We start from the raw sequence: 23,438 nt of genomic DNA on the forward strand, positions 1-23,438 counted from the left end.
CGCCTTCATGAAGGCGGTAGATCTCTATACGCTCCGAAAGACAGAGCTGATCATATGAATTTCCCATCGCAACACCGTTCTAGCAGTGTTGCACTTCTTTCGTGAGTCCTTGGTATCCAGGGCCACACGCACAAATCGCGCCTGCCGCCCTGGACCCCGGATCAGGTCCGGGGTGACGATGTATCAGACAAACGCGCCCTCACCCTGAAGAGTGCAGCGTCTCGAAGGAGGAAATGCGCGGTCTTACTCCGCCGGCGATATCCTAAGGCCGTTGGGTCTGGGGTCTATCCTGGCGGCATAAGACAGGTCTGCGAAGACCTCCATCAGTCGGTCGGCGAGCCACCAGCTGGGGGCCTGGGTTTCATAGGTCAGAACAAAACGCCCAGGCTCATCGCGGTCGATGGTTGATGCCAGATAGTAAGGGAATTCTATCTGCAGGGCGTCCACGGCATCCGCGCGAATGTCGTCTGGGATATCGCGGAAATCGACACGATAGCGTATCGCATCGACCAGCCAGGCAGGTGGCACATCGCCATACCCACGGGGCGGCGCCGGGCCCAGAAGCTGAAGGATCTGGTCGGCAGAATTCGAAAAAAACGGCATCAGGGATTCAACCACGCCTGTAGCCCGACAGACCGGATTTTCACTGCATCCATCCTGGAACGCAATATTGACTGGGTCTGAGGCATAGCGCGCCCGAACGTCGCCACGCGTTACGTCAACAAGATCCAGCCACGCAGCCGCCGTTGCGGTCCCATCGGGCTGGTCCCGCACCATCAGGCGTAAAAACAGTATAGTGGCAGGCACCGGGCGCGAGGCATCGCTGGACCGGGCCTGTTTATACAATGCCCGCTGACTGTCGCGATCCATGCCAATGGTCAAACGTTCCCCCTGATTCCAGGCCAGGGTGCGACCATATTCCACTGGGATGCGATAGGCGTCACTTTCCAGCAGATTGGCCAAGCCGTTCAATGCGGCCCGTGCGACCGGGTCATCCTGGGGCACACTGCGGCGGGACACATCGTCAATGGCGACAATGAATCCTTCCTGCACTGAATACCGATAGGGGATTTCCGCACGGGCGGGAGTCGCCGCAAGGCCGACCAAAAGTGATATCAACAACAATCCAAAGCGGTGCATCAATTCATCCTTAACTGCATTTCAGCGTTATCCCGCCATCGACCAGCATTTCCAGGCCCGTGACATATTTTGATTCATCAGACGCCAGAAACAAGGCAGCATAGGCAACATCCCAGGCATCCCCCATATGGCCCATAGGACATTGCGCATTGCGCACCGCCCACATTTTATCGACATCGCCGCCTGCATATTCCTTCGCCAATCCTGCGGATTTCTCAACCATCGGGGTCTTCATCAGGCCCGGCAGGATCGCATTCACCCGAATGCCTTTTGGCGCGTATTGCACCGCCAGCGCCTTGGTCAATTGGTTCAATGCCGCCTTGGTCGTGTAATAGGTCGTGTAGGCAAAGCCCAGATAGCGAATGGAGGCGATGGAGGAGATATTGATGATCGACCCACTGCCCTGTGCCTCCATCAACGGAATGACGTGCTTTAGTGTCAAAAAGCAGCCTTTCAGATTGATATCATGCATGCGGTCCCAGTCTTCTTCTGACAGTTCCACAACGCCACCAACATGGGCCAGCCCGACATTGTAATCCAGCACGTCGATCCGCCCGAAACGCGCAACGGTGGCTTCAACCATTGCCTGGATATCAGCATGGCTGGACACATCCGCCGCCACCGCTTCGGCCACGCCGCCTTCGTCGCGGATCAATTGCGCGGTTTCTTCCGCTGCGGCCAGATTGACATCCGCACACATGACAGACGCCCCTTCCCGCGCAAACAAGGTTGCCGTCGCCTTACCATTGCCCCAGCCCGGTCCGATAGACCCGGCGCCTACGATCAACGCGATTTTGCCCTCCAGACGACCCGCCATAAAATACCCTCTCCCTGATTTTGTTTGATTAAACTTATATTCGATGAACCGCTAGGAACCCAGAACCCGATCTGCAACGTATGGATTGGATTGGCGTTCCTCCCCAAATGTTGAATACGGACCGTGACCGGGCACAAAGACCGTGTCATTGCCCAACGGCCATAGCTTGTCCACGATGGATTGGATCAATTGCGGGCCGTCGCCGCGCGGAAAGTCGCTGCGCCCGACAGAGCCGTTAAACAGAACATCCCCCACCCAGGCAATACCGCCTTCCTTGTCATGGAACACGATATGTCCCGGCGTGTGACCTGGACAGTGATAGACATCCAGCACGCAGTCGCCAACGGTCACTGTTTCCCCTTCTTCCAGCCAGCGGTCGGGAACAAACGGCGTGGTTGGTGGGAAATTATACTTGGCACAATCTTCCGCCAGCCGATCAATCCAGAACGCGTCTTCCTTATGGGGACCTTCCAGCGGCACATCCAAACGGTCGGCCAGAACGCGCGCAGCGCTGCAATGATCCAGATGTCCATGGGTCAGCAGAATCTTCTCAATCTCCACACCCTGACTTTGGGCAGCAGCCAGGATGCGATCAACCTCTCCACCAGGATCGACGACCGCGCCTTTCATGGTCTTTTCACACCAGATGACGGAACAATTCTGTTGAAACGGGGTGACGGGAACAATGACGGCTTTCATGGAACTCACTTTCTACTGCGCCCTGGGGCAAGCGGATAGCTGTCAAAAGCGCCCAGACGCTCTGCCAGACTTTCCCCGAACATATGATGATTTTCACCGATCAAATGACTGGCGGGGCCCAGGATGCGCGGATCAGGGGTCTGCACAATCTCCATCGATTTATCTGTATAGGGCAACTGGTGCAAAAAATGCTGCATGGTCGCCAGCCGCGCCCGCCTTTTGTCATCGGATTTAACCACCGTCCAGGGGGCATCGGCGGTGTCTGTGTAAAAGAACATCGCCTCTTTCGCCTCGGTATACTGATCCCATTTCGTCACCGCGACCTTATCAATGGGGGACAGTTTCCAGCGCTTCAGCGGATCCTTTTCGCGCGCCTTAAACCGGGCCAATTGTTCTTCCTGGGTGACAGCGAACCAATATTTGAACAGGTGGATACCGCTATTGGCCAGCATCCGCTCCAATTGCGGGACCTGGCGCATGAATTCCAGATACTCCATTGGGGTGCAAAAGCCCATGACATGCTCAACACCAGCCCTGTTATACCAGGACCGATCAAACATCACGATTTCGCCCGCTGTGGGTAAATGTTTAATATAGCGCTGGAAATACCATTGTCCGCGTTCTTCCTCGGTAGGCTTTTCCAACGCGACCGCACGCGCGCCACGGGGATTGAGATGCTGCATGAACCGTTTGATCGTGCCCCCTTTGCCCGCCGCATCGCGTCCTTCGAACAGGATCAGAATACGCTGTCCCGTATCCCTGGCCCAACGCTGTACTTTCAATAATTCAATCTGCAGGTCTTCCTTGCGCTGTTGATAGTCCTTCTTGGGCAGGGTCTTGGCATAGGGAAATTCTTCGCTGCGAAAACTTTCAATTTCCGGTCCCAAATCCTCCACAGCAGCACCATGAAACGAACGCTCATGCAGCATTGCCGCCCCATCCGCCGTGTGTTCAGGCGGGTGATACTGGGCGTCTGGAATATCCGACATGACCGTTGATTTGGCTTTTGGGCTTTTCTTGCGGGCCATCTGTTATCCTTCAGCGCTGTGCATCCGCCTGGCGCAGTTCCGTTTTCAGCACCTTGCCGTAATTGTTCTTCGGCAGACTTTCCAGATAGATATAGTCTTTCGGTCGCTTAAAGCGCGCGATTTTTTCCAGACACAGCGCATCCAGATCCTTTGGTGGCGCTGTACCCACCACATAAGCGACAACGATTTCACCCCATTCATCATCCCGACGGCCAATCACGGAGACCTCCTGAACATCCGGATGGTTCAACAGAACCTCCTCAATCTCTCTGGGATAGATATTGGTGCCGCCGGAAATCACCACATCCTTGGACCGGTCCATCAGGCTGAGATACCCATCGGCATCAAACCGCCCGATATCTCCCGTATGTAACCAGCCGCCCCGCAGCGTTTCCGCCGTTGCTTCGGGATTGTCCCAATAGCCAACCATGACGCTGTCGCTGCGCGTTATGATCTCGCCAGTCTCTCCTTGCGGGACGGGCACATCGTTTTCATCCACGACCAGAACCTCAACATTCGGATAGGGCTGTCCAGCAGATCCCAGACGCTCCAGATACCGCGGCTGGGTGGTATCGGCTATGGTCTCCCGCTCCAGACAGGTGATGTTCATCGGGCTTTCACCCTGACCATAAATCTGCACCAGCTTTGGTCCCAACCGCTCAAGGGCGGCCTGAGCATCTTCAACATACATAGGCGCCCCGCCATAGATCAGCGCCCGCAGATTATCCGTTGGGCACGGGCCGGTATGGCGGGTCAAGCGATTGACCATCGTGGGCGCGGCAAACATGGATGTACCGGGCCAGGCCGCAATGGTGTCAAAAATCTCCGCCGGGTCAAAGCCGCCACTTTCCGGTGTCACCTGACAGCATCCCCGGGCCAGATGGGGCAGGATATACAGACCCGATCCATGGCTCATTGGGGCAGCATGCAGCACCGCGCCGCCTGGTTGCAGGCGATCAATACAGCTAAGATACCCCCATGTCATCGCCATCAGATTGCGATGTGTCAGCATCGCCCCTTTCGGCCGCCCGGTCGTGCCGGATGTATAGAACAGCCAGGCCAGATCATCAGGCGCAGCTTCCTGCAACGGTCGCCCTTCCGCGTGCAGAAGAGCCTGATGCTGGGCGCTGCCAAAGGAAATCAATGGCACCGCGTCAGGCAATCCCTGCGCCGTCGTTTCCGCAACATCGTCAGAGGTGAAAACCAGCCTAGCCCCGGAATGTTCCAGGATATACTGAACCTCACTGCGATGCAGTTTCGCATTGACCGGCACGGCGGTCAGACCGGCCCACCAGATTGCGTATAATGTCTCTGCATAGTCCGGGCCGTTTTTTGCAAAGACGGCCACACGATCCCCCGGTTTTAGATTCAATCCATCCCGCATGGCTCCGGCCAGGGTCATCACCCGCACGGCGCTGTCACGAAAGGTACGAATGGTGCGATTGCCGACACCGATCGAAGGCAGATGCCCCTGCGCGGCTGCCGCACGCTCTAGCCAGAGTGCGAGATTCACGATATTGCCTCCCTGCAATTGTAATCTGTGGTTCGTTATGATCTTTGACGGGGAGTCTATCGCCCCAAACGAGAAAGCCAATAGATTTCACCGATCCGAATGCAGGGAAGAGTTATGCTGAAAATTCGCAAAGCCACGCTGCAGGACGTGGATACCCTGGCAGAAATGGCAACCGCCCTGAATGCGCATTTCGGCATCGATGATCCACCCTATTCCGGTAAGGCCATCCTGCCGTCGATGCAGGGGGGTGACCCGCTGGTCTTTGGATATCTGGCCGAAGACGCGGAGGGTAAGCCTGTTGGATACGCCCTGTGTCAGCGGTTTTTTGATACCGATACCGGCACCCAGGCGACCTGGTTGCTGGACATCTTCATTGTCGAAGACCATCGTGGCTGCGGTTTGGGACGGCGAATGCTGGCCCGTATCGCAGCGGATGCAAAGCAAAAGGGACAACGCTGCATCGGCCTTGCGGTCTATCAAAACAACCCCGCCCGCCATTTATATGACCGCATCGGCGCAGCCCTGCCTGAAAATGCCCTGGTCTATGAATTGCGCGACGAGAAACTGGACAGATTGGCCCAAGAGGCCCAAATATGACCCTATGAACACGCCCTTTACGCCCATCCCGCCCGAGCACCGCACCCCTGCCTTCAATGCACCAAAAGTCGTGTTGTGGCTGATCGGGATTACAGCCGCTGCCTTTCTGTTTCAGTTGTTTGGCCCGCGAAGTTGGGTCAATACACTGATGTTCTTTTCCGTCTTCAATCCTGCGGATCTGAAATACTTTGATCAGGACCCATTGGTTCTGACCACAAGATGGATTGGCTATGGCCTGGTCCATGGCGGGTGGATGCACCTGTTGGTCAATATGGCCTTCCTTTTGGCCTTTGGCACGCCACTGGCCCGCCAGATTCCAACACTCAGTTTCATCGCGCTATACCTTTTGGGAACAGCCGGTGGGGCGCTGGCGGTTACACTGATCTATGGCGATACACAGCTATATCTGATCGGGGCATCGGGTGGCGTTTCCGCGCTGGTCGGGGCCCTATCGCGCATGGTGTTCCTGCGCCGGGGACAGGAAATTGTCCCCCACCCTTTCAGCAACCGCAAAGCCGGGTTGATCTTTGTTGGCATCTTCTTTGCCATGAACTTGTTGTATTATGTCCTGCCCGGCCCGGGGGGAGAGACCGTCTCAGGAGAGGCCCATATCGGCGGGTTTATCTCCGGATTCGTCTTATCCCTGATCCTGCCCTGGCGGGCGCGGGGCAAGGGGAGACCTGCCAATGACTGATACACGCAACCCGCTGACCACCCGGTATGGCGTTGGCACGCTGGACCTGGACTCTGAATTGGATACGCTGGCAGATATGCAGGCACGGGGATCCTGCCGGGTCTATAAGGCGGAGCCTGTGTCAGATGCCGTGCTGAACAGTCTGGCGGCGACCGCCCTGGCCAGTCCCACGAAAAGCGACCTGCAACAGCGCGATATCCTGTTTATCGAAGACCCTGCCCTGCGGTCGTGGATCAACAGCCTGTTCCCGGACATGCCCTGGATCGTGAACGCACCGCATTTTGTGATCTTTCTGGGCAATAACCGCCGTCTGCGCCAGATCCATCAGATGCGGGGGCATGATTTTGCAAATGACCACCTGGATGCATTTTTCAATTGTGCGGTGGATGCTGCCATTGCGATGTCGGCCTTCATCACGGCAGCAGAGCGATTGGGCCTGGGCACCTGCCCGATTAGCGCCTTGCGCAACCACGCACAGGCCGTTTCTCAGCGGATCAATCTGCCCGATTATGTCTTCCCGATTTGTGGCATGACACTGGGCCACCCAGTCTATCCCCCACGCATCAGCCCGCGCCTGGGCCTGTCGCATACTGTTCATCGCGACCGGTTTCAGGATGATACGATTCTGGATGGAATTTCCGAGTATGACCTGCGGCGCAACAAGACGCGCCCCTTTACCAGCCAGCGTAATACTGAGCGGTTTGGGAAGCAGGAACCCTATACTTGGTCCGAAGACAAGGCCCGGCAATATGCCGAGCCGGAGCGTTCGGATTTTGGAGACTTCATCCGGAAAATTGGGTTTAATCTGAGTTGATGCCTTGACCTTTATGATTTCAATGCCATCTAGTTTGTTGCGAACGATTCTTAACTGGAGTGTATCTTGACCGACCCGACCGCTCTTCTGGACTTTCTTTCCAACCGCCGTTCCGTCAAAGCACAGATGCTGGTTGACCCCGCACCGGATGATGCGGCCCTGACCGCACTGTTGCAAACGGGGATGAGCGCACCCGATCATGGGGCAATCCGACCCTGGCGTTTTAAGGTTATTCGGGGCGATGATCGTGCGAAATTATCAGATCTGTTTGAAGCCGCGATGCGAAAGCGGGACCCAGCTGTTGATGATGAGATGATCGAAACGATCCGGTCCAAGCCCCTGCGGTCCCCGCTGATCGTCGCCATCGGGGTCAGTGTCGTGGAAGGTCACCCGAAAGTTCCAGTCATCGAACAAGTGGTCGCCACCGCCTGCGCGACGGAACATTTCCTGCTGGCAGCCCATGCGGCCGGATATGGGGCGGTTTTGTTGACCGGCTGGCCCGCCTTCGATGAAACCGTGCGCTTGGGTCTGGGATTTGAAAAGAAGGACAAGATGATCGGCTTTGTCTATCTGGGAACACCCGCCGAAGACCCTCGCAGCATCGCCAGACCTGATGTGCGGCAATTCATGAAAAGCTGGAACGGTCCCGCATAAAATTGAGATATTCTATAGGTCGGCATCCGCATGCTGATACAGTCCACGCATATCGGGGATTGCCTTGAATTCCTCAGAAACACCCATAACAGTCTCAGACAGGCCCAGATACAGCACGCCATCTTTTGCCAGCACGTCAGCGATATGCGACAAGGTCTTCGCCTTGGTAGGCTGATCAAAATATGTCAGCACATTCCGACACAAGATCACATCGAACCGACCCAAGGCTCGTGGATGCTCCAGCAGATTGAACGGCTTGAAGTCGACCATGGACCGTACACCGGAATCCATGTGCCATTTATCACCATTCTGTCGAAAGTATTTGATCAGCATCCGGATGGGCAATCCGCGCTGAACTTCAAACTGGGAATAAATCCCGGCCTTCGCCTTTGCCAGAATTCCTTCAGACAAATCTGTCGCCAAGATCTCAAACTGCCATCCCTGCAACTGCTCTTGCTGTTCTTTGAGAAGCATCGCCAGAGAATACGCTTCCTGGCCGCTGGAACAGCCCGCGCACCAAAAACGGATTTTCCTGGACTCATCACGTGCTGCCATTAGCTGCGGCAGAACCACCGTGCTGAACAGATCAAAAGGCTTCTTGTCCCGAAAAAACTGTGTGCCACACGACATCATGGATTCGGTGATATCTGCTATCATTGCAGACTCCTGACGGGTGCGCACCGCATCGCAAACCTGATCCAAGTTCGCTAAATTATGTTTACGGGCAACCGGCATCAGGCGAGTCTCTAAAAGATACGCCTTCTCTTTCGTCAGAACCAAGCCAGACTGTTGCTTTAACAGAGTAGAGAGCAATTCAAAATTCTCAATTCTCATAATTGCTCCTTCTCATCAACACAGGCTTGAACCCAAATCTCTCCCTCAAAGCAAACCAACTTGTATGAACTTAGAGCGCACAATCTCGCTGTCGAAGGGTTTCATGATATATTCATCCGCGCCGTTTGCGATGGCTTCACGGATACGCCCAACATCGGATTCCGTCGAACAGAAGACGACCTTTGTCTCGGATCCCCCTGGCAGCGCGCGCATCCGCTTCATAAACTCCAACCCGTCCATCACCGGCATGACCCAATCCAACAAAACACCGTCGGGCAAGGATTTCTGGCAAATGTCCAATGCGATCTGGCCATTTTCTGCCTCTGTGACGTCAAAGCCCAAATCTTCCAGAATCTTTCGTGCGACCATGCGAATGACGCGGGAGTCATCAACGACGAGACAGGTTTTCATGGCAATACTCCGCAAGACGGCGACAATGCTGTGTGACACTACCCTCGGCGCCAACCCACTGCAACAAAACACTTAATGCAGATCCCCGTCGCCACAACCCCTAATCAATGGATAACCCAACAGAAAGCTGTACAGACCCATCATTAGCCTGCAACGCAATTTGACCGCCAATGGCATGAATGAACGACCATGCCAGGGCGCCATGCACCGTTTGCGGGGTAAGGCTTTCCAGAGATGCTGTGCCTGTCACAGCCAGCCCCAATGCGTCTGGCATCTGGGCCACGTCCCCCTGACTGTTAGCCTGGGCGATGACAGTCGCCGTGCCACCATCGACAGAAACGCGCACCAGGCCGCCGCGAGGCAGACAATCCTTTGCAATCTCGATCAGGATCAACATAACCCGCCCCATCCCCTCTGACAGGCTGGGAAGGGCCGGGGGTAAAGGCCAGGATAAATCATGGCGCGGCTGATCTGCCATAAAAGCCACGGCCACGGCACGCAATTCTGCGATGCTGGTGATCTCGACCCCTGAGCGGCCATAGGCTATTCGGTAGAATTTCAACCGATTGGTGGCATTCATCGCACTGCTGGAAACCAGGGTCATCGCGTCGTCTCCCGCGTCTGCCCCCAATTCCTCCATCAGTTCCAACCCATTGGATATCACCCCGATGGGACCAACAATTTCATGGATCAGTCGGGATGCCGTCAGATCAGCCAATTGGACAGAATGATGAAACGGGTCGGAATGTGACATTTTTAATGCCCCTACTTGCGAATCACGATATAAAATGCTGCACTGCACAATCCGTAGGCGGATTAAAGATAGGACCATACAATGCTATCAAGTTACGCAGACAACAATACGCTGGTGCCAGGCGACCTGGTTCCCGGTGTGTATGTACGCCACCCGGACGCCCCCGATTGGGGCATTGGTCAGGTTCAATCCTGCGTTGGAACACGGGTCACAGTCAATTTTGAAGAACGCGGCAAGGTTCTGATCGACACATCCGTCATCGGACTGGTCGCGGCGGATGCAGATATTGACGCCCAGTGACCAGAATGGTGTGGTGACTATCCGGTAAACAGTCATCGTCCCTTGTGGCGTTGTTCCTTATGCCACAAGTTTCGAAGATGTTTTCAGCGACCGGTTAGGAGAGTCCAATGTCGGATGGCGACACCAGCGTCCATCAATTTCGCAGCCCTGGATTTGGCCGCAGAAAGACGACCCCGCATTCCAAGGGGCGACAACTGGATCCAACCGCGTTGGAGGAAATACAGGCCCTGCTGTCGGGGCGGACGCTTCAACGTGATGAGCTGATTGAATATCTGCATTTAATTCAAGATACTTACGGCCATCTGCACGCACGCCACCTTAATGCGTTAGCATCGGAAATGAAGCTGAGCATGGCAGAGGTTTTTGAGGTTGCCAGCTTCTATGCCCATTTCGATCTGGTGATGGAAGGGGAAGTTCCCCCACCGGCCCTGACGATCCGGGTCTGCGATTCCTTAAGCTGCGAGTTGATGGGTGCCCAGAAGATTCTGGCGGATCTGCCGGGTCAGGTGAACAAGGATGTTCGGGTCTTGCGCGCGCCCTGCATGGGGCGTTGTCACGAAGCGCCAGTCGCCGAAGTAGGCCACAAGCATCATACCCAGACCAGCGTTGCGGCCCTTGCCGCGGCGGCTGACGCCCATGACAGCCATCCAGAAATTCCAGATTATCAGGATCTGGCCGCCTATCGCACGGCGGGGGGATACCGACATCTGAACAGTTGCCTGAATGGCAGCATTTCTGTTGAACAGGTCATCGAAGTGCTGGAAGGGGCAAATCTGCGCGGATTGGGCGGGGCAGGTTTTCCCACGGGTCGCAAATGGAAGTTTGTGCGCATGGCCCCCAAGCCCCGTTTGATGGCAGTCAATGGGGATGAAGGCGAACCCGGCACGATCAAAGATCATCACTATCTGACACGCACACCCCATCAATTCCTGGAAGGCATGCTGATCGGTGCCTGGGCGGTGGAGGCAGAAGCGGTCTACATCTATATGCGCGACGAGTATCCAGAGGTCATCGCCCTGCTAAAGACAGAGATTGCGAAACTGGAAGCGGCCGGCCTGAGCAACCACACGAAGATTGTCCTGCGCCGGGGTGCCGGGGCTTATATCTGTGGCGAAGAAAGCGCGATGATCGAATCAATCGAGGGCAAACGCGGCCTGCCCCGTCATCGCCCCCCCTATGTTGCCCAGGAAGGGCTGTTTGGTCGCCCCACTCTGGTCAATAATGTGGAAAGCCTGCATTGGGTACCGGAAATTCTGGAAAATGGTGCAGACTGGTTCTCCAGCCAAGGTGCCAATGAACGCAAGGGATTGCGCAGCTTTTCCGTATCCGGTCGCGTCAAGAATCCTGGAGTCAAACTGGCCCCCGCCGGCATCACGATCCGTCAATTGATCGATGACTATTGCGATGGCATGCAAGACGGTCACGCGTTCAAGGGATACCTGCCCGGCGGCGCGTCCGGTGGTATCCTGCCAGCCAGCCTGGGCGATATCCCGCTGGATTTTGATACGCTGCAACCTTATGGCAGTTTCATCGGGTCCGCCGCCGTGGTTGTCCTGTCCGATCAGGACAATATTGCAGATGTCGCCCTGAACCTGATGAAGTTCTTTGAGGATGAAAGCTGTGGCCAATGTACGCCCTGTCGCGTTGGCACGGAAAAGGCCGTGAAACTGATGCAGAAGGATGCCTGGAATGTGCCGCTGCTGGAGCAATTGTCCAAGACGATGATGGATGCGTCCATCTGTGGTCTGGGTCAGGCGGCCCCCAATCCGATCCTGACCTTGTTCAAATACTTTCCAGAAGACGTGCCACGTTAAAGAGTGGGCGGAAAAGCTGTTAGGCTTTCTGATCACGGCACAGGGGCTGGTTTTCTGTCCGGTCCTTGGCTAAACATGGCATAGTCAAGACTCACAGTTCTGCATAACCGCACTTCTGCACCATGCCTATTGGTCGGATCAATCATGCGCTGTGATGATATCCGGCATGGCGTTTCGCCGCTCGATTTGCCCAAGTGAAAGAATTTGTATGATCGCGATAAACCCGAGAAATCTCGGCAGGATCGCCCTGGCGATGGGACTGGGCGCCTGTGGTGGCTTTGTTGCAAACTGGCTGACATTACCGCTGCCCTGGATGCTGGGATCGATGATCACGTGCACGGCAGCATCAATCATCGGACTGCCGATCCAGGGGCCGATGCCACTGCGCCAGCCCATGGTTATGGTTCTGGGCGTGATGCTGGGCGCGGGGTTTTCGCCTGATATGGCGGATCGTGCGGGGGAATGGTTTATCAGTCTGTCCTTTCTGGCGGGCTTTGTCGGACTGGCGAGCCTGTGCGCCTATCCGTTCTTTCGAAAAGTTGGCGGATATGATCGCCCTACGGCCTATTTCGCAGCCATGCCGGGCGGTTTGAATGAAATGATGATTGTTGGCGGCGCAATGGGCGGGGACGAACGACGAATAGTTCTGACCCATGCCAGCCGCATTCTGTTGACCGTCCTGATTGTCCCGATCGCCTTCCGGTTTGTCAGTGATATCGACATGACGGATCGATCGCGCTTTGGCGTCGCCTTAAGCGCGGTCGCCTGGCAGGACTATTTGATCCTGGGGGCCTGTGGCCTGGTTGGCTATCCAATCGCGAAGGTATTGCGCATCCCGGCCCCGATGCTGGTCGGCCCCATGTTGGCCAGCGCCAGCTTGCACCTGGCAGGTATGACCGCCGCAACACCGCCGCTGTTGATCGTGAATTGCGCCCAGTGGATCATGGGGACGATCATTGGCTGTCGCTTTATCGGCGTCGCCCGGTCCGAGGTATTCCGCACCATCGCCCTGGGTATGGGATCGACCGTTATCATTCTGACGACAACAGTCGCATTCGCCTTGTTGGTCTATGAGATCGGGAGCGTTCCCTTCCAAAGCGCGATTCTGGCATATTCACCAGGCGGTTTGGCAGAGATGAGCCTGGTCGCGCTGGCCTTAGGCATCGATGTCGCCTTCGTCGCAACCCATCACATTGTCCGCATCGTTTATGTCGTGGTGGCCGCGCCCATATTCTATAAATTGTTCCTGCACAAGGAACCGCAGGAAACAGATCTACCCGCGCAGTAGGGATCGGGCTGCCTCTTCCAAAAGGATCAGGCTGTCTTCGACGGAACTGCCGCTGGTGTCCACGCTGGCATCTGCCTGACAATAGGCGGATTCCCGCGCCGCCAGAATGGCCTTCAAATCCTCCATCGCCTCATCATTGCGTGCCATGGGCCTGAAATCCCCTTGGGCGATGACGCGGTTCATATGCTCTTCGGGTTGCGCCTGAATCCAGATTGTATGACAGCGATCCAGCAACAACTGAAATGTTGCCGGTTCTGAAACAATCCCACCCCCCGTCGCGATGATAGCCGTGTCACTGTCAGCGATTGTCGATTCCAATGCCCGGCGTTCCAATCGCCGAAAGGCTGGCTGACCGCTCAGCGCAAGGATTTCGCCAATACTGCCGCCATAATCCCGCTCAACCAACCGATTGAGCTCGACAAAGGGGGCCTTCAGTCGCATCGCCAGATGACGGCCCAATGTGGACTTGCCAGCCCCCCGCAGCCCGATCAGGGCGATCCGCTTGGCCTTCGCCGCTTCGACATCCCCAACAGCACCCTTACCATTGCCAATTCGATCCAGCGCCAGCTTGGCCTGTGTCAGTTGTTCGGGTCCAAACCCCCGCAGCCGTGCGATCAGGGGTACAAGTTCTGACGCCGTTTCCGGTACGCCATCGCCTGTCACCAGTTCTGTTAGAGGATAGTCCACAGCCTCTGCAATTTGTCGCAGGACGGCAACGGTTGGATTACCGGATCCGCCCTCCAATTGCGCCAAATATCGCTCTGACACACCAGAGTCCCGGGCCAGAATACGCCGTGCCATACCCCGTTTGGCCCGCGCTTGGCGCACACGCTCGCCCAGACCGGATAAATATTTCCGAAGCGCTGGATCTTCGGTCTGCTTTTCACTCATCGCGTCCCCCCAAAAAGAACACTGCACCCTGAAAGAAGATCACAAAATGCACTATGGTTCTTTTCACTTTCTATAACATGCACTATAGTTCCTAAAAGCAGCGCCAAGCAAGGGCCTGAATGGTTGGGATAAACAGAAGCGATAGGGCAGCGAATGAGCAACGAGGTCAAGATACTCGTCGGTACAATGACCGGCACGGCAGAATTGGTGGCGGATGAAATCGTCGATGTCTTAACAGATAAAGGCGCAGACCCGGAAATCCTGCTAATGGACGACCTGGACCCCACAGCCTTAGCTGCAGGGCCGCTGTACATCATTTGCACGTCGACCTATGGTCAGGGCGAAGTGCCCGACAATGCGCGCAAGTTCTTTGACGCGCTGGAATCACAGTCACCGGACCTGACAGGCGTGCAATACGGCGTCTTCGCGCTGGGCGACATGACCTATATGCAGACATTCTGTTTCGGTGGGCGTAAATTTGATGACCTGCTGACCAAGCTAGGGGCAACCCGATTGGGCGACCGTGTTGAACATGACGCTTCTTCCGGCGATCTGCCGGAAGACATGGCCGCCGAATGGGCTGAAGGCTGGTTCGAACAGGCCCTGGAAGCGGCCTGACCTGACAAAACCTCATTTGACCGGAGGATCCATGATGCAAGACGACTTCAATTCATTGATGCACGACGTCGCGACCACGATTGGCACCCGCCCGTTGAACGCGGAATTGGGCGCCTTCCTGAATGAGACATTTCCCCATGATGGGTCTGTTGTAAAAGAGATCCAGACCGCCTGTAAGACCGGAATTGCCGAAGGCTGGCTGTGTGAGAATGAAAATCGGGGCATTCATTACAGTCGCCCGATCAAGCCCAGCCTGGGGAACCATGATTTTTCTGTCGATGTCGTCGTCATGGATGACTGTCGCGGGCCCCACCACGCCCATCCGGGTGGCGAAATCGACCTGATTCTGCCGGAAGATCCGAATGCTGAATTCGATGAGCACGGCAAGGGATGGCTGGTTTACGAACCTGGATCCGCTCACTATCCAACCGTAAAGGGCGGCAAGGCCGTGGTGCTTTATCTGCTACCAAATGGCGCAATTGAGTTCACAAGAGCCAAAAAAGAATAATAACTAGGCTCACCAATCAAATACCTATGGGAGGGAACGACATGGCCGTGCACTCTGCGACGGACGATTTATACAATGCTGCCGATGATCTGATCGGGCGAAACCTGAAAGCGGGGCGCGGCGACAAGGCGGCCTTTATTGATATATCCGGGCCCACGACTTATGCACAGTTGGATGCGCGGGTGAATCAATTCGCGAATGTCCTGGCCGCCCATAACGTGCGGATAGAAGAACGTGTCCTGATGTGCCTGCTGGACACGATTGATTGGCCGACCTGTTTTTTGGGTGCCATTCGCGCCGGCGCTGTCCCGATCCCCGTCAACACGCGCCTGACCGCAGAAGATTACAAATTCATGCTGGATGACAGCCGCGCGCGAGTGTTGGTCGTGTCTGAAGTCCTGTTGGATGCCTTCCTGCCGCATCTGGCAGATCACCCCTTTCTGGACACCGTCATCGTGTCGGGTGCCGATGGCAAGGGCTATGCCCTGCTGAAAGACGAACTGAACGGCAAATCCACAGATTATGAAACCGCCCCGACCCGGGCGTCCGATATGTGTTTCTGGCTTTATACCTCCGGCACGACCGGAAAGCCTAAAGGCGCGGTTCACCTGCAGACACACTTAATCGATACTGCCAATCTGTATGCCATCCCCGTCCTGGGTATTCATGAAAAAGATACCTGCTTTTCAGCAGCAAAACTGTTTTTTGCCTATGGTCTGGGCAATGGGCTGACCTTCCCCATGTCCGTTGGGGCGACATCTGTCCTGTTGGCCGGACCGCCGGATGCCAAATCTGTCGCCAGAATTCTGCGCGAAGAAAAGCCGACCATTTTCTATGGCGTTCCAACCCTGTATGGCATGCTGTTGGCCAGCGGTGAATTGCCGAAGAAGGGCGAACATGCGGTGCGCCTTGCCACATCCGCTGGCGAAGCCCTGCCCGCAGACCTGTTGCGTCGTTTCAAGGAGGCGACCGGCGTCGATATTCTGGACGGGCTCGGTTCAACGGAAATGCTGCATATTTTTCTCAGCAACACCCTGGACAATATCATTCCGGGATCGTCCGGGAAGCCTGTCCCGGGTTACGACCTGCGCCTTGTGGATGATGATGGAACGATCCTGGCGGGTGCCGGGGAAATGGGCATGCTTGAAGTATCCGGCCCAACCTCTGCAATTCTGTACTGGAACCAGCGTGACAAGAGCCGCGAAACCTTCCAGGGAATGTGGACACGCACAGGTGACAAATATGTGCGCGATGAAAACGGCGTCTATACCCATGCCGGTCGATCTGATGACATGCTGAAAGTCGGCGGTATCTATGTGTCGCCTGTGGAAGTCGAAAGCGCGATTGTCCGACATGAAAAGGTGCTGGAAGTGGCTGTTGTCGGTCATGCCGACAAGGACGGCCTGATCAAGCCAAAGGCCTTCATCGTCCTGCGCGACGGCATCCGGCCCGATGACGCCCTGTCTGATGAAATCAAGGCCTTCGTGAAAGCGGAACTGGCAAGCTACAAATATCCGCGCTGGATTGAGTTTCTGGATGAACTGCCCAAAACCGCGACCGGCAAGATTCAGCGATTCAAGCTTCGGGATGCAACCTGATGGCAGGGCCAGATGCGTTCTTTGTGGACGTGACGGGCCATCAACTGGAATGCGTCTTATATCCAGGCAAGACCCCGACCATCATTGTCCTGCATGAGGGATTGGGTTCCGTTGCCATGTGGCGGGATTTTCCAGAGAAGCTGGCCCAGGAAACCGGTCACGCGGTACTGGTCTATTCCCGCTATGGCTATGGTCGGTCGACGCCCTGCACCACGCATCCTGTCGGGGATCGCTATATGCACCGGGAGGCTTTGGAAGCCCTGCCCGCCCTGCTGGACAGCCTGAAGATCGACAAGCCCTTCCTGTTGGGGCATTCCGATGGCGGGTCCATCGCGCTAATTCATGCCGGTGGCTCAGGTCGACCGGTTTCGGGCGTGATCACCCTGGCGGCCCATGTCTTTAACGAGGATATATGCGTCGCTGCCATCGAACAGGCGAAAGTCGCCTTCGACTCTACGGATATGAAGGACCGACTGGGGCGATATCATGATGACCCGGAAGGGGCCTTCTGGATGTGGAACCAGGCCTGGCTTGCCCCCAGCTTCCGGGACTGGACTATCGAAGAATATCTGCCACACATTTTCTGTCCCGTGCTTGCCATTCAGGGACAACAGGATGAATACGGGACAGATGCTCAGGTTCATGCCATTGGAAATGGCGTTGCCGGACCCGCAAAAGTCCGTATTCTGCCCAATTGTCGCCATTCGGCCCATAAGGATCAATCACAGGAAGTTCTGGCATTGGTCCGGGGATTTGTCGCGGCCGCGACCGCAACACAGTAAGGTATTCTAATGCCCGCATTTCCTGCTCTGAAGCCCGATCCGATTCATCACCCCTGGACAGAGGCCCCACCCGCCGGGGAGATGACAGAGGTCGCGCCGGGGGTGCATTGGTTGCGCATGGCGCTGCCAATTTCCCTGGACCACATCAATCTGTGGCTGATTGAAGATGGCGACGAATGGGTCATTGTCGATACGGGATTTGGCACATCAGAAACATGCGATGTCTGGCAGTCGGTCTTTGACGGCCCAGCCAAGGGCAGGAAGCCCGGTCGCCTGATCTGCACCCATCATCACCCCGATCATTTTGGTCTGGCAGGATGGCTGACGCGCACCTATTCAATCCCCTGCCTGATGTCTGAAAAGGAATGGCTGGTCGGCACCCTGCTGGAAAAAATGGGTGATGAAGCCTTTGTCACGGGCCAGACTGATTTCTATCAGCGCAATGGGGTCCCGGCGGATATGTGCGGTCCCCTGAATGCCATTGGCAATGCGTATCGAACCTGCATCTTTGATCCGCCCCAGGCCTTCACGCGCCTGCGCGATAAGGACACCTTGATGATCGGGGCCCATGCCTGGCAGGTCATGATGCTGGAAGGGCACAGCGATGAGCTGGCCGGCCTGTATTGCCCGGATTTGCGTGTCTTTATCCCCGGTGATCAGGTTCTGCCCAAAATCACCCCAAATATCTCTGTTCATTGGTTCAAGGACGGCAGCGAACCCTTAAGTGATTTCCTGGGTAGCCTGGAGTGTATCGCAGAAACACTGCCCACCGATACGCTGGTCCTGCCCTCCCATAAACTGCCCTTCTATGGCCTACACACGCGCGTTGCAGATCTTCAGGATCATCATCGCGACCGGCTGCAGGATATCAAGAACGCGCTTAAGGATGGCGGGGCTCAGGATGCCTGGACCCTGGTTCCAGCAATTTTTCCGCGCGCGATCGGGGACGAACATGTCATGTTCGCATTGGGGGAAAGCATTGCCCATCTGGCCTATCTGGTCGCCCAAGGCCAGGTTGATACGACCGTCAGCGATGGGCGCGTTCTTTATAAACTGAAGGTATAGATCACATGACCGGGCGTTACATTGAAGACTATACGGTCGGGGAAGTCATTGTTGCCCCCGCCGTCGAATTTACGGAAGATTTCATTATTGATTTTGCCAAGGTCTATGACCCTCAGGCGATTCATATCGACAAAGACTATGCCGTAAATGAAGGGTCCTTTGGCGGCTTGATCGCCAGCGGCTTCCAGACGCTGGCCGCCAGTTTTTCATCCTTTATCAAGATGGGCTTTTTCAAGGATGTCTCCCTGGGCGGCCCCGGCATGGATGAAATCCGCTGGGTCAAACCTGTGCGCCCCGGCGACACTTTGACCCCCAGCTTCACCGTCGCAGAAGCGCGGAAATCAAAGACAAAGCCCGACCGTGGCATTGTGCATTTCAATGTCGAAGTCCGTAATCAGGACGGCGACACGGTGCTGACCTTCACCTCAATGACGATGATCAAGACCCGCAATGGCTGAAGCCTATCCTCATATTTTTACCCCCATTCAAATTGGCACGCAAACGCTACCCAACCGGTTGATCATGGGGTCCATGCATACCGGGCTGGAAGAGCGCGACGGCGGCATTGACCGTATGTCGGCGTTTTACGGGGAACGCGCCAAACATGGCTGTGCCCTGATCATAACCGGTGGTTTTTCTGTAAATGCTGCGGGTCAGTTGGACCGGAAATCTGCCAGTTTCAACACACCAGAAATCGCCCAGGCCCATAAACCGATCCCCCAGGCCGCGCACGATCACGGCGGGCGCATCCTGTTGCAGATTCTGCATGCGGGACGCTATGGCTATCATGGCGATATCGTTGCCCCCTCCCCCATACGCGCGCCGATCAACAAAACTGTGCCCCGGGAGATGACGGAGGCGGAGATTGAGCAAACCATAGTGGATTTCGCGCAGGCCGCCGTCTATGCCAAAGAGGCGGGCTATGATGGCGTCGAAGTGATGGGCAGCGAAGGCTATCTGATCAACGAATTCACTGCGCCCTGCACCAATCATCGCACCGATCAATGGGGCGGCAGTTTTGAAAACCGCATCCGCTTCCCCTTGCGCATTATTCAGGCCGTGCGCGCCGCAACCGGACCTGATTTTATCCTGATGTACCGTCTATCGGTGCTGGATATTGTCGAAGGCGGCAGTCCCCTATCAGAAGTGCGCGACATGGCACAGCGGGTTGAAGCCGCAGGGGCCGATGTCATCAATTCCGGCATCGGCTGGCATGAAGCACGCACCCCGACCATCGCCCAGGCGGTTCCCCGCGCCGGGTTTGCCTGGGCCACCGCGCGGGTCAAAGATGCCTTGTCACATATCCCCATCGCGGCAGTCAATCGCATCAACATGCCCGAAACGGCCGAAGAAATCCTCAGCAGCGGCCGGGCGGATATGGTCAGCATGGCCCGCCCCTTCCTGGCGGACGCCGCCTTTGTTGAAAAGGCACAGGCCGGAAAGCCACAGCAAATCAACACCTGCATTGCCTGCAACCAGGCCTGCCTGGATCATTACTTTGTAGGGGAGATTTCAAGCTGTCTGGTCAATCCCCGCGCCTGCCATGAAACGCTGTTGACCTGGACTCCTGCGACTGCAGCTAAAACGGTCGCAGTCGTCGGCGCCGGTCCGGCGGGACTATCCTGTGCAGAGGTGCTGGCAGAGCGGGGCCATCATGTGACCGTGTTTGAAGCAGCAGATCAGATCGGCGGGCAATTCCGACTGGCCAGTGCCATTCCAGGAAAGCAGGAGTTTGAAGAGACCCTGCGTTACTATACAACGCGCATCGCGGAACTGGGGATCACCCTAAAACTGTCCACCCCCGCAACGCTTGAAGACTTAACTGCGTTTGACGAGGTCATTCTTGCCAGTGGCGTTGCGCCGCGCATCCCAGATATTGACGGCATCACGCATCCAAGCGTCATAACCTATGCCGACTTATTGTCGGGAAAACGTCAGGCAGGTGACCGTGTTGCCGTGATTGGCGCTGGGGGAATCGGCATTGATGTCAGTGTCTATCTGACCGAAGGCGACAGCGACTCGCACCTGAATCCCGATGCCTTCCGGCGGCACTGGGGCGTCGATCAACCCGCAGACAATCCCCCGCCCGCCCGAGAGGTGACGCTGCTACAGCGCCGATCCGGAAAAATGGGGATCGGCCCCGGCAAGACAACCGGCTGGGTCCATCGCCTGAGCCTGCTGAAGGCCAAGGTCGAGATGATCCCCGATGTCGTCTATCAGCGCATCGACGATCACGGGTTGACCATTCTGGCAGGCACAGAGCAGAGAACCCTTCCCTGCGATACCATTGTCCTCTGCGCCGGGCAGACCTCCCAAACCGCCCTGCTGGAGCCATTGCAAGCTGCTGGAATTCCCACCCATCTGATCGGCGGCGCAAAACTGGCCACCGAAGTCGACGCCAAACGCGCCATCGCCGAAGGCATCGCGGTCGCGGCCAGCCTGTGACGCTGATCAGACTTGCGTGAACCGTCACGCCCAAGCGTAATCCAAGTCCGAGGGCGGCACGTCCCATTTGTGCCTATGGCCCTCTATATCAGCATGGAACTAACAATCCCAAATATCGAACCATTCTCATCCTGAGGAGCGGCATCACCGCGTCTCGAAGGAGGGGCTGTAAGGGCGGTGCTTACAGAATAATCACCCTTCGAGACGCTGCGCTCCTCAGGGTGAGTGTGTATTTATCTTGAAATATTGTCATCCCGGACCTGATCCGGGAGCCAGGGCAGCGCGTGCGAATGGTGCTTGATAGCGGCATGGAACCAACAATCCCACAAACCGAACCATTCTCATCCTGAGGAGCGGCATCGCCGCGTCTCGAAGGAGGGGCTGTAAGTACGGTGCTTACAGAATAATCACCCTTCGAGACGCTGCGCTCCTCAGGGTGAGGGTGTATTTATCGATCCGAGATCCAGGGCGGCAGGCGCAATTGGTGCCTGTGGCCCTGGACTCCCGCCTGCGCGGGAGAGACGAATCTATGATTGCCTTTGCGACCTCTGCGTTTCTCCGCGTCCTCTGCGTTCCCCACAGCCGTCATCCCGGACCTGATCCGGGATCCAGGGCAGCCGGTGCAATTGGTACGCTAATGCCTCTGCCAGGGGTATCCATCGCCAATACAAAAAAGGCGCGGAGACCGAAATCTCCGCGCCCTAATCTTTCAATGCATCCGGTTCTTAGTGAACGTGGACGTATTCGTAATCCACCGGCTGGCTGTTGATGCCACGATCTGGCGGGGCGATCCAGCCGGCGACTTTACCGGGTTCCATGACGGCCTTCATCTGGCTTTTCACGAAAGCACGATCCGCTTCAGTTGGCAGGAATTCACCTTTGCGGCGTTCATATTCTTCAGCCGAGATCAGCTTACCGGTTGGTTCCATGGTCATGTTTGCCCAAGGACCGATGGACCGACGGAAGCGTTCGCTGGGCAGTGTGATTTCAAAGTCGAACCCTGCCTTCTTGATCAAACGATTCCAGCGGGTCAATCCCACCATGCAATCCTTGATATAGGCCTGACGGACAACTTCGTTCATCGCATTGCGCATTGGCACGTCTTCGATGGTTGGCTTGCCATTCGCATCCGGAATTTCAAGCTCGAAGATGGAGTCAGCAACAATATGATCTTCATAGCGTGCTTCATCCGGGCGGCCCTTCACACCCGACGCGAAATAGCTGGCCGCGTTGGAAGATTTTTCAGACCCGAACAGATCCAGGCAAGACGAGAACCAGAAATTCACATAGCGCTGGATCAGGTGCAGATCAAAGGCACCTGCCTTGCGGATGGTTTCTGGATCATCAGTGCCGGTTTCCTGCATCACTTCCAAGGCCCGCTTGATGATGCGACCGATCCCGGTTTCCCCCACGAACATATGGTGGGCCTCTTCCGTCAGCATGAACTGACAGGTCCGTGACAGCGGATCAAAGGCGCTTTCGGCCAGGCATTTCAGCTGAAACTTACCATCGCGATCGGTGAAATAGGTGAACATAAAGAAGCTCAACCAGTCATCGATGGGCTCGTTGAAGGTGCTGAGAATGCGGGGATTGTCGATGTCACCGGAATGGCGCATCAGCAATTCTTCCGCCTGCTCGCGACCGTCACGACCAAAATGGGCATGCAGCAGATAGACCATCGCCCAAAGGTGGCGGCCTTCCTCCACATTGACCTGAAACAGGTTGCGCAGGTCATACAGCGACGGGCAGGTCTGGCCCAACAGGCGTTGCTGCTCAACAGATGCCGGCTCCGTATCGCCCTGGGTTACAATCAGGTTGCGCAGCACAGCGCGATGTTCGCCAGGGACATCCTGCCAGACGGGCTTACCGAATTCATCGCCAAAGCCGATGGTGCGGTTTTCTTCACGGTCCGCCAGGAAGATACCCCAGCGATATTCCGGCATCTTCACATGGCCGAAATGGGCCCAGCCTTTGGCATCCACCGATGTGGCGGTGCGCAGATAGACATCGGATGCCATGAAGCCTTCCGGGCCCATCTCCGTCCACCAGTTCAGGAAACGGGGCTGCCAATGTTCCAGCGCACGCTGCAAACGGCGATCCGTGCTCAATTCCACGTTATTGGGGATGCGTTCTTGATAGTCGATCGAAGCCATTTTTCTTTCCTCTCAGATTAG

At 56.1% G+C, this 23,438-nt stretch carries 24 protein-coding genes; 14 read left to right on the plus strand and 10 right to left on the minus strand.

The features are described 5' to 3' along the window. Positions 1–243 precede the first annotated feature (243 nt). Genes ACOSDM_RS19405 through ACOSDM_RS19425 form a run of 5 tightly spaced genes read right to left on the minus strand, consistent with a single transcriptional unit; the run spans position 244 to position 5,197 of the window. A complete protein-coding gene (locus tag ACOSDM_RS19405) occupies positions 244–1,140 on the minus strand; it encodes a hypothetical protein (RefSeq protein ID WP_420726198.1) in 897 nt (298 codons plus the stop codon). Between the two features lie 10 nt (positions 1,141–1,150). After that, positions 1,151–1,957, minus strand: a complete 807-nt coding sequence (locus ACOSDM_RS19410) for an SDR family NAD(P)-dependent oxidoreductase (RefSeq protein ID WP_420726199.1) — start codon at positions 1,955–1,957, stop codon at positions 1,151–1,153. Positions 1,958–2,008: 51 nt separating this feature from the next. Continuing rightward, positions 2,009–2,656: an MBL fold metallo-hydrolase gene (locus tag ACOSDM_RS19415; protein WP_420726200.1), complete on the minus strand. Its 648-nt coding sequence runs from the start codon at positions 2,654–2,656 to the stop codon at positions 2,009–2,011. A gap of 5 nt (positions 2,657–2,661) precedes the next feature. Next, complete coding sequence (ppk2, locus tag ACOSDM_RS19420) at positions 2,662–3,684, minus strand: polyphosphate kinase 2 (protein ID WP_420726201.1); 1,023 nt, start codon at positions 3,682–3,684, stop codon at positions 2,662–2,664. A gap of 10 nt (positions 3,685–3,694) precedes the next feature. Beyond that, complete coding sequence (locus ACOSDM_RS19425; RefSeq protein ID WP_420726202.1) at positions 3,695–5,197, minus strand: AMP-binding protein; 1,503 nt, start codon at positions 5,195–5,197, stop codon at positions 3,695–3,697. A gap of 114 nt (positions 5,198–5,311) precedes the next feature. Between ACOSDM_RS19425 and ACOSDM_RS19430 the strand changes: the two genes are divergently transcribed. The 4 genes from ACOSDM_RS19430 to ACOSDM_RS19445 all read left to right on the plus strand — a co-directional run bounded on the left by ACOSDM_RS19430 (position 5,312) and on the right by ACOSDM_RS19445 (position 7,956). Further along, complete coding sequence (locus ACOSDM_RS19430; RefSeq protein ID WP_420726203.1) at positions 5,312–5,794, plus strand: GNAT family N-acetyltransferase; 483 nt, start codon at positions 5,312–5,314, stop codon at positions 5,792–5,794. 4 nt (positions 5,795–5,798) lie between these two features. After that, positions 5,799–6,488: a rhomboid family intramembrane serine protease gene (locus tag ACOSDM_RS19435; protein WP_420726204.1), complete on the plus strand. Its 690-nt coding sequence runs from the start codon at positions 5,799–5,801 to the stop codon at positions 6,486–6,488. Then, on the plus strand, positions 6,481–7,302 hold the full coding sequence (locus ACOSDM_RS19440) for a nitroreductase family protein (protein ID WP_420726205.1): 822 nt from the start codon (positions 6,481–6,483) through the stop codon (positions 7,300–7,302). Before ACOSDM_RS19435 ends, ACOSDM_RS19440 begins: the two co-directional genes overlap by 8 nt. A 66-nt stretch (positions 7,303–7,368) precedes the next feature. Further along, complete coding sequence (locus tag ACOSDM_RS19445) at positions 7,369–7,956, plus strand: nitroreductase family protein (RefSeq protein ID WP_420726206.1); 588 nt, start codon at positions 7,369–7,371, stop codon at positions 7,954–7,956. Between the two features lie 12 nt (positions 7,957–7,968). Here ACOSDM_RS19445 and ACOSDM_RS19450 read toward each other — a convergent pair whose 3' ends face one another. The 3 genes from ACOSDM_RS19450 to ACOSDM_RS19460 all read right to left on the minus strand — a co-directional run bounded on the left by ACOSDM_RS19450 (position 7,969) and on the right by ACOSDM_RS19460 (position 9,955). Next, a complete protein-coding gene (locus ACOSDM_RS19450; RefSeq protein ID WP_420726207.1) occupies positions 7,969–8,790 on the minus strand; it encodes a CheR family methyltransferase in 822 nt (273 codons plus the stop codon). Positions 8,791–8,835: 45 nt separating this feature from the next. Further along, a complete protein-coding gene (locus tag ACOSDM_RS19455) occupies positions 8,836–9,201 on the minus strand; it encodes a response regulator (protein WP_420726208.1) in 366 nt (121 codons plus the stop codon). A 100-nt stretch (positions 9,202–9,301) separates the two neighbouring features. Beyond that, entirely contained in the window at positions 9,302–9,955 is a 654-nt protein-coding gene (locus tag ACOSDM_RS19460; protein ID WP_420726209.1) for a histidine phosphotransferase family protein, read from the minus strand. Between the two features lie 81 nt (positions 9,956–10,036). Here ACOSDM_RS19460 and ACOSDM_RS19465 point away from each other — a divergent pair, with 81 nt between their 5' ends. The 3 genes from ACOSDM_RS19465 to ACOSDM_RS19475 all read left to right on the plus strand — a co-directional run bounded on the left by ACOSDM_RS19465 (position 10,037) and on the right by ACOSDM_RS19475 (position 13,357). Next, positions 10,037–10,255: a DUF3553 domain-containing protein gene (locus ACOSDM_RS19465; RefSeq protein WP_420726210.1), complete on the plus strand. Its 219-nt coding sequence runs from the start codon at positions 10,037–10,039 to the stop codon at positions 10,253–10,255. Positions 10,256–10,362: 107 nt separating this feature from the next. Continuing rightward, a complete protein-coding gene (locus tag ACOSDM_RS19470) occupies positions 10,363–12,069 on the plus strand; it encodes an NADH-ubiquinone oxidoreductase-F iron-sulfur binding region domain-containing protein (RefSeq protein ID WP_420726211.1) in 1,707 nt (568 codons plus the stop codon). A gap of 208 nt (positions 12,070–12,277) precedes the next feature. Beyond that, positions 12,278–13,357, plus strand: a complete 1,080-nt coding sequence (locus tag ACOSDM_RS19475; protein WP_420726212.1) for an AbrB family transcriptional regulator — start codon at positions 12,278–12,280, stop codon at positions 13,355–13,357. Here ACOSDM_RS19475 and ACOSDM_RS19480 read toward each other — a convergent pair. Then, complete coding sequence (locus tag ACOSDM_RS19480) at positions 13,343–14,248, minus strand: helix-turn-helix transcriptional regulator (RefSeq protein ID WP_420726213.1); 906 nt, start codon at positions 14,246–14,248, stop codon at positions 13,343–13,345. The genes ACOSDM_RS19475 and ACOSDM_RS19480 overlap by 15 nt on opposite strands. A 153-nt stretch (positions 14,249–14,401) precedes the next feature. Here ACOSDM_RS19480 and ACOSDM_RS19485 point away from each other — a divergent pair, with 153 nt between their 5' ends. From ACOSDM_RS19485 to ACOSDM_RS19515, 7 genes are read left to right on the plus strand one after another with little or no spacing between them, the layout of a single operon-like run. Next, positions 14,402–14,866: a flavodoxin domain-containing protein gene (locus ACOSDM_RS19485; protein WP_420726214.1), complete on the plus strand. Its 465-nt coding sequence runs from the start codon at positions 14,402–14,404 to the stop codon at positions 14,864–14,866. A gap of 31 nt (positions 14,867–14,897) precedes the next feature. After that, complete coding sequence (locus ACOSDM_RS19490; RefSeq protein WP_420726215.1) at positions 14,898–15,374, plus strand: DUF4863 family protein; 477 nt, start codon at positions 14,898–14,900, stop codon at positions 15,372–15,374. Positions 15,375–15,415: 41 nt separating this feature from the next. After that, complete coding sequence (locus tag ACOSDM_RS19495) at positions 15,416–16,972, plus strand: benzoate-CoA ligase family protein (protein WP_420726216.1); 1,557 nt, start codon at positions 15,416–15,418, stop codon at positions 16,970–16,972. Next, positions 16,972–17,754: an alpha/beta fold hydrolase gene (locus ACOSDM_RS19500; RefSeq protein WP_420726217.1), complete on the plus strand. Its 783-nt coding sequence runs from the start codon at positions 16,972–16,974 to the stop codon at positions 17,752–17,754. The genes ACOSDM_RS19495 and ACOSDM_RS19500 overlap by 1 nt, the downstream gene beginning before the upstream one ends. 9 nt (positions 17,755–17,763) lie before the next feature. Then, complete coding sequence (locus tag ACOSDM_RS19505; protein WP_420726218.1) at positions 17,764–18,819, plus strand: MBL fold metallo-hydrolase; 1,056 nt, start codon at positions 17,764–17,766, stop codon at positions 18,817–18,819. A gap of 5 nt (positions 18,820–18,824) precedes the next feature. Next, complete coding sequence (locus ACOSDM_RS19510; RefSeq protein WP_420726219.1) at positions 18,825–19,277, plus strand: MaoC family dehydratase; 453 nt, start codon at positions 18,825–18,827, stop codon at positions 19,275–19,277. After that, on the plus strand, positions 19,270–21,264 hold the full coding sequence (locus tag ACOSDM_RS19515; protein WP_420726220.1) for an FAD-dependent oxidoreductase: 1,995 nt from the start codon (positions 19,270–19,272) through the stop codon (positions 21,262–21,264). Before ACOSDM_RS19510 ends, ACOSDM_RS19515 begins: the two co-directional genes overlap by 8 nt. A 725-nt stretch (positions 21,265–21,989) precedes the next feature. On the opposite strand, the gene boxB is transcribed toward ACOSDM_RS19515, so the two are convergent. Further along, on the minus strand, positions 21,990–23,417 hold the full coding sequence (gene boxB, locus ACOSDM_RS19520; RefSeq protein WP_420726221.1) for a benzoyl-CoA 2,3-epoxidase subunit BoxB: 1,428 nt from the start codon (positions 23,415–23,417) through the stop codon (positions 21,990–21,992). Positions 23,418–23,438: the final 21 nt, after the last annotated feature.

Origin of the sequence: Hwanghaeella sp. LZ110 (assembly GCF_048892525.1) — a bacterium.
Classification (GTDB): domain Bacteria; phylum Pseudomonadota; class Alphaproteobacteria; order UBA8366; family Aestuariispiraceae; genus Pacificispira.